Annotated in this window: 8 protein-coding genes; 6 read left to right on the top strand and 2 right to left on the bottom strand. The window is 33.0% G+C overall.

The annotated features are described in order from the left end of the window. From UIB65_RS09220 to UIB65_RS09205, 4 genes are all read left to right on the top strand, one after another. A partial coding sequence (locus UIB65_RS09220) for a 4Fe-4S binding protein (RefSeq protein WP_330041102.1) occupies positions 1-575 on the top strand: 575 nt, incomplete at its 5' end. Between the two features lie 241 nt (positions 576-816). Further along, positions 817-1,977, top strand: coding sequence for an MFS transporter (locus UIB65_RS09215; RefSeq protein WP_330041101.1), 1,161 nt, complete (start codon positions 817-819; stop codon positions 1,975-1,977). 74 nt (positions 1,978-2,051) lie between these two features. Further along, complete coding sequence (glyA, locus tag UIB65_RS09210; RefSeq protein ID WP_330041100.1) at positions 2,052-3,323, top strand: serine hydroxymethyltransferase; 1,272 nt, start codon at positions 2,052-2,054, stop codon at positions 3,321-3,323. Between the two features lies 1 nt (position 3,324). After that, positions 3,325-4,017, top strand: coding sequence for a dihydromethanopterin reductase (acceptor) (locus UIB65_RS09205; protein ID WP_330041099.1), 693 nt, complete (start codon positions 3,325-3,327; stop codon positions 4,015-4,017). Here the strand turns inward: UIB65_RS09205 and UIB65_RS09200 are convergent. Then, the gene (locus UIB65_RS09200; protein WP_330041098.1) at positions 4,003-4,329 is read right to left on the bottom strand and encodes a DUF192 domain-containing protein; all 327 of its coding nucleotides are present in this window, start codon (positions 4,327-4,329) and stop codon (positions 4,003-4,005) included. The genes UIB65_RS09205 and UIB65_RS09200 overlap by 15 nt on opposite strands. 234 nt (positions 4,330-4,563) lie before the next feature. Here UIB65_RS09200 and UIB65_RS09195 point away from each other — a divergent pair, with 234 nt between their 5' ends. Then, positions 4,564-4,848 (top strand): hypothetical protein, encoded by a 285-nt coding sequence (locus UIB65_RS09195; RefSeq protein ID WP_330041096.1) that lies wholly within the window; start codon positions 4,564-4,566, stop codon positions 4,846-4,848. Positions 4,849-4,915: 67 nt separating this feature from the next. Continuing rightward, complete coding sequence (locus UIB65_RS09190) at positions 4,916-5,080, top strand: hypothetical protein (protein WP_330041094.1); 165 nt, start codon at positions 4,916-4,918, stop codon at positions 5,078-5,080. A 34-nt stretch (positions 5,081-5,114) separates the two neighbouring features. On the opposite strand, the gene UIB65_RS09185 is transcribed toward UIB65_RS09190, so the two are convergent. Further along, on the bottom strand, positions 5,115-5,792 hold the full coding sequence (locus UIB65_RS09185) for a DsbA family protein (protein ID WP_330041092.1): 678 nt from the start codon (positions 5,790-5,792) through the stop codon (positions 5,115-5,117). Positions 5,793-6,000: the final 208 nt, after the last annotated feature.

The raw sequence follows: 6,000 nt of genomic DNA, 5'->3' as shown, positions 1-6,000 counted from the left end.
ACTTAACCTTAACTATCAGAGCAGAAGACACTTTACTCGGTAAAGTAACCGAATACACTTACGACCTCGTTGTATTAAGTGTAGGTCTCGAACACTCTGCAGGATCTGACGAACTCAGACAAACCTTAGGTCTCTCCAGATCTGCAGATGGATTCTACATGGAAGCTCACCCTAAACTCAGACCTGTTGACACCTTAACTGATGGTGTTTACATTGCTGGTGTAGCACAAGGTCCTAAAGATATTCCTGACTCCGTAGCACAAGGTTCAGCTGCAGCATCCAGAGCAGCAATCCCAATGGCTAAAGGAGAAGTAGAAATCGAACCTATTATTGCATCCAACGACGACGCTGTTTGTGGTGCTTGTCAAGTATGTGTTGAATTATGCCCATTCGCTGCAATTACTATTGCAACCGGTGTAGGTGGAAAAGAATTTGCACAAATTAACTCCGCATTATGTAAAGGATGTGGAACTTGTGTAGGTGCATGTCCATCTGGTGCTATGAACCAACAACACTTCAAAACCGAGCAAATTATGGCACAAATCAGTGCTGCTCTTGAAGACATAGGTAAATAGATTTAGAGATTAATTTCTCTATTTCTTTTTTTTATTTTTTTTAACATTGACAATATACATTCTATTTTTATTTCGGCTTCTATTTTTCAAATCATTCACGTTAATGAGATTACCTAATGAAATTATGAAAACTATGGTTGAAACCATTACAATTACGGTTCGTCTTTTTAATTTCCTTGATTTTTGTTAAAGGTTATATGCTATTTTCTACATAACTATTGTTATTAATGGAATTGAAAATATGAAATATAATCCAAAATTGCTTTTATATATCTTGATGTTGTCTACCTTTGGTATAAATACTCCTTTGAGTATTATAGGTATCATTTCACAAATATCTGAGTATTTTAACACATCAATTTCTATTTCTGGATTATATGTCAGTTCATTTACATTCACGATTGCAGTAAGCGGATTGTTCATACCCATCTTATTTTCAAAGTATGAAAGAAAGAAAACATTTGCCTTTATATTGGGAATCTTTGCAATATCCAATTTCACTATTATATTTACAGACAGTATTTTAATAGCTTCAATATTCAGAATTCTTTCAGCTGTCGTATATCCCGCTTTTATTTCACTTGCCTTAACAGTTTGTGAAGAAATTGCCCCTAACAATCAAAAACAAGACTATATAACTAAGATTTTACTTGGAATTTCTGTTGGAAGCATTGTTGGTCTTCCAATAACAACAGGTTTCGGTACGATATTAGGATATAATGCTGCAATGGCTTGGATTTTTGCAATAAACTTTTTGACATTGCTTCTGATTTTAATATTTTTTCCAAAAATTCCAGGCAAATCGAAAAGCTATGAAGTGCCTTTTTCAAGTTTGAAATCAAGAGAGTTCATTCTATCGACAATTGGGATAGTAATGATGCCAATTGGTGCAAGCATGGTTTACAACTATATTCCATATTTCCTGCAGACAGTCAGTCAAATTTACACATACAAATTAAGCATTGTGCTGTTAACATATGGAATATTTTCAATTTTTGGAACCTGGCTTGGAGGAAAACTAATTGTCATTAGGGACAAGGCTACATTAATCGTTTTTCAAATTCTATGTGCCGTTGTATTTGCATTATTGTATTTCTTTTCAAATTATTTGATCGCTGTTTTAATCTTAATATTGATTTTTGGAATTCTGGACGGAATGGGCTATAATCTTATTCAGTATATCGAAACATCACTACTTCCTAAAAGTCCCGAACTTGCAAACGGAATATTTTTAAGTGTTTTAAATGGTGGAATAGCCGTGGGTATAGCAATAGGCGGATTTTTGGTAGATGGTTTCGGTGTAATGTCCATATTTGTCGGTGGATTCCTATTTTTAATCTTTGCACTTGTCATGATTCTATATGTTATCTCGGTATTGAAAATCCGTTTGAAATATAGCTGATTTTCATAACTCTTATATTATAAGATAAACAAAAATTAAATCATAGTTATTTAATTGGATATTAGGTGTAGTAAATGGCTAATTATCATGACGAAATTTTAAACTTTGAAAAAATTGCAAAAGAACATACTGAATATATGAGAAACAGTATTAATATGATTGCTTCTGAAAATGTAACCAGTTTGGAAGTAACTGAAGCTGTTGCAACCGATTTTGCTCACAGATATGCTGAAGGACAACCTTTCCAAAGATTTTACGAAGGATGTCAATACATAGATTTGATTGAAGATAAAACCAAAAAACTTTCTTGTGAAGTCTATGACTGTGATTATGCAAATGTTCAACCAGTTTCAGGAGTAACAGCAAATCTTGCTGCTTTCTTTGGATTTTCAAAACCTGGTGACAAAGTAATGGCTTTGGAAGTACCGTCTGGAGGACACATTTCCCACGCTGATGTAAGTGCTGCTGGTATTCATGGTCTAAAAACAGTTTTCCATCCTTTAGATCACAATATCATGAACATAGACATCGATGCAATGAACAAAAAGATATTGGAAGAAAAACCAAAAATCGTTTTATTCGGCGGAAGCTTATTCTTATTCCCTCATCCTATTAAGGAAGCTCGTGAAGCTGCTGATGAAGTTGGAGCTACTATAATGTATGATGGGGCTCACGTTTTAGGTCTTATTGCAGGAGGACAATTCCAGCAACCTTTAAAAGAAGGGGCAGACCTGATGATGGGAAGTACCCACAAGACATTCCCTGGCCCTCAAGGAGGAATTATTCTCTCACACAAAGAAAATGAGGAAATCATTGATAATGCGGTATTTCCGGGTGTTGTAAGTAACCACCATTTACACCATTTGCTCGGTTTGGGTATTGCAACCGCAGAAATGTTGGAATTCGGTGAAGCTTACGCAAAACAAATCATTAAAAATGCACAGGCATTAGGTCAGGCAATGTATGAAAGAGGATTCAACGTATTATGCGAAGACTTGGGATTCACAAAATCCCACCAGATTGCTGTAGACTTAACCAACATCAGATCTGCTTCTGATATTGCAAAAGAATTGGCAGACAATAATGTAATTCTTAACAAAAATCTCTTGCCTGGTGATAACCGTGACAATTCCGATGACCCATCAGGTATCCGTATCGGTACTCAGGAAATTACCAGAAGAGGTTTAAAAGAAAAAGAAATGGATGAAGTTGCTGAATTCATTAAACGTGTAGCTGTAGATAAGGAAAATATTGCTGATGAAGTAGCTGAATTTATGAGCCAATACACAAAACTTGATTATGCATTTTCAGACAGAGAAGCTTATCAATATCATAGATTAGATTAAAATGAGAATCGCATTTGCATTTACTGGAGCTGGTCATTTACTTCGTGAATCTGTTCAGTTGGCCGAAAAATTGGCCGGTGAACATGAAGTCACAATATTTTTGTCAGGTGCTGCAGAAGAAGTTCTTAAGATGTATGGGCTTTATGAACGTGTTGAACGTTTAACAGGCGGTAAATATCGTGAATTAGCCACTGATTCAAACCAAAAATTTTCATATCCAATTACTGGTCGCCTATCTTTGGGCAAATATGACCTAACAATAGTTTCACCGGCTACAGCAAATACAGTTTCAAAGATTGTTTATGGAATTGCTGACACATTGGTTACAAATGCCGTTGCACAATCTGGAAAAGGTGCTGTTCCAGTCTATATGGTACCTGTAGACATTCATCCTGGTCCGATTGATACAGTTCTGCCTTCTAAAATTGAACTGTCTAAATGTCAGGATTGCGATGATTGTGTAGCTGCTCTTTCATGTGAACAGGGAGCTATTATCCCCCATTCAGAAATTGACCTTACAAAATGCATCGGCTGCGGATTGTGCAGAAACTCATGTCCTTATGATGCAATTTCAGAAGGAAAAATTATTACAATATATATGAGGGACATTGACATTGAAAATACCCGCAAATTGGAAAGCATTGACAATATTCAGATATTTGAAACTCCGGACGAAATACTAGATAAACTCTAGTTTATCTCCTATTTTTATTTTTAACAAATCTTTTTTTGTTTCTAAAATATATTTGGCTTGTTTTTCAGGTTTATAATATTTCCAAGGTTTTAAACTTGTTTTTTCAAATACTACTTTATTTTTGTCTAAAAAATATACGTCAATTTCAAATCTCATGAAATGGGTGTGTATTGAAGAGTCTTTAAAGTTTATGAATAATATTGCAAAGTCAATATCTTTTTTTCCCATCAATCCTTTAAATCGCTTGAAAAATTTATCTGCATATGTTATTTTGATATTAATTAATTCATTGGTTGTTTTATTTAAAATCATGGGTTAATTTTTTTCTTTTTAACTATTTAAAGATTTAATGGCTTAAGATTATTTTTGCATTCGTCTCATAAAAAACCACATAAAATAAATTGTTTTTTCATGTTAATATTGATTTGCTATTATTTTTTTTATTTAAACTAATAATATTGCTTTAATTCTATAACAAAAGATTTATATCTTTTTAAATTTTATAATAAATTCTAAAAATTAAATTTTAAGGAGGCGGGTATTTTTATGGAATTTCATGAGGATGTTATCTTCAAAAGTCAGGGTCAAGTATATGGACAGGAACTTATGGGTATTATTAATATTGAAGGAAAAATCGTTGAAGTCCACCAGACTGAATACGGCATCATAGATCCGAAGATGTACAAGCCGGACATGGTATTCGAACTCGAAGACAGAATAATCATACTTGAATTTCAAAGCACATATGTGGACATTTCAGACAAAAAGAGATTCATACTGTACAGTGCATTATTTGACCATTTGAAAAACAAGGTTAAGGGGTGGTGTTGATGTTGTGTGATAAGTTTGTTGTGGATGAATATCTGAATATGTCTATTTCAAATTGGTTGGTGGTAATATGAAGATAGTTGAGGATTATGCTCAAAGAGTAGCACAGAGGAAAGTTGATGAAAAAACTGAAGAAATTGTAATTGAGTTGGATAAGGAAGGTTATGCGGTTAATGATATTGCAAGGATTGCTAAAGTCAGTTTGGATTTTGTTAACCAAACATTATCTAAGTAATTTAATTCTTTTTTTTAAATTTTCATGTGTTTTTTCACAATGTTCCAAATCCATAGGTTTTGGATTCAATATTGCCCTCAGCAAAATCTTTAATGGCAACTTCAAACTCTTCGGCTGAAAATACTCCTGGAATTATTAGTCTTTCTTCTTTTTCATTTAAAATAAAGCAGGGTGTTGATGTAATTCCATTTGAAATAGCATCCTCCATATCAAGGAAAACTTCTATGTTGTAATAATTATTTTCAAGTATTTTTCGAGCTTCACTTTCATCCAATCCACATGAAACTGCAATATCGGCTAAAATGTTTATATCGGCAATATTTTCGTTTTTAACCAAATTGGAATAAAATATTTTATCTACAATGTCTAAAGTTATTTCAGGATGGTTGCTTTGCACAAATTTTGTTAATCTGAGAGCATCCTTTGAGCTTGTAAGCTTAATGTCTTTGAAATTGATTTTCAATCCGTCATCAAGTGCAATCTTTTCAATTTCTGAGATTCTGTCTGATGCTTGCTCAACTGACAGATTATATTTATCTGAATATCTTTCGGTAATGCTTATGGTATGCCTTTTTCCTGCTTCAGGTTCAAGTTCAAAAGGTTTCATTTCCCATTCAACATCCAAATCAAGACTATTACAAGCTTTCTTAATTCTTTCAAGTCCAATATATGAATACGGACAGTTGAAATCAATCAAATAAATTATTCTCATTTTTTATCATCTTTTTTCTTAGATTTGCTTTTTTTAGAAATCTTGTATAATTTAATGAAATTATCGACAGTTCTAATTATTGTATTGTACTTTCTATAAAATCCCATGTTATTAGTTAGGTTATTATTTTATATCAACTTTATTTATTTTAACATAATATTGCCTGATTTTCACAAAACTTCAGTTCAAATTCATGATTTCTCCTTTA

It is taken from the genome of Methanobrevibacter sp. (genome assembly GCF_036307625.1).
GTDB lineage: Archaea > Methanobacteriota > Methanobacteria > Methanobacteriales > Methanobacteriaceae > Methanocatella.
Note: the sequence above shows the minus strand (reverse complement) of the source record. Positions and strands in the feature narration are given on the sequence as shown.

Excerpts from the sequence above, each read along its gene's own strand:
- UIB65_RS09195 (WP_330041096.1), top strand. The coding sequence starts at position 4,564 with ATGGAATTTCATGAGGATGTTATCTTCAAAAGTCAGGGTCAAGTATAT.
- UIB65_RS09200 (WP_330041098.1), bottom strand. The coding sequence starts at position 4,329 with ATGATTTTAAATAAAACAACCAATGAATTAATTAATATCAAAATAACA.
- UIB65_RS09190 (WP_330041094.1), top strand. The coding sequence starts at position 4,916 with ATGAAGATAGTTGAGGATTATGCTCAAAGAGTAGCACAGAGGAAAGTT.
- glyA (WP_330041100.1), top strand. The coding sequence starts at position 2,052 with ATGGCTAATTATCATGACGAAATTTTAAACTTTGAAAAAATTGCAAAA.
- UIB65_RS09185 (WP_330041092.1), bottom strand. The coding sequence starts at position 5,792 with ATGAGAATAATTTATTTGATTGATTTCAACTGTCCGTATTCATATATT.
- UIB65_RS09215 (WP_330041101.1), top strand. The coding sequence starts at position 817 with ATGAAATATAATCCAAAATTGCTTTTATATATCTTGATGTTGTCTACC.
- UIB65_RS09205 (WP_330041099.1), top strand. The coding sequence starts at position 3,325 with ATGAGAATCGCATTTGCATTTACTGGAGCTGGTCATTTACTTCGTGAA.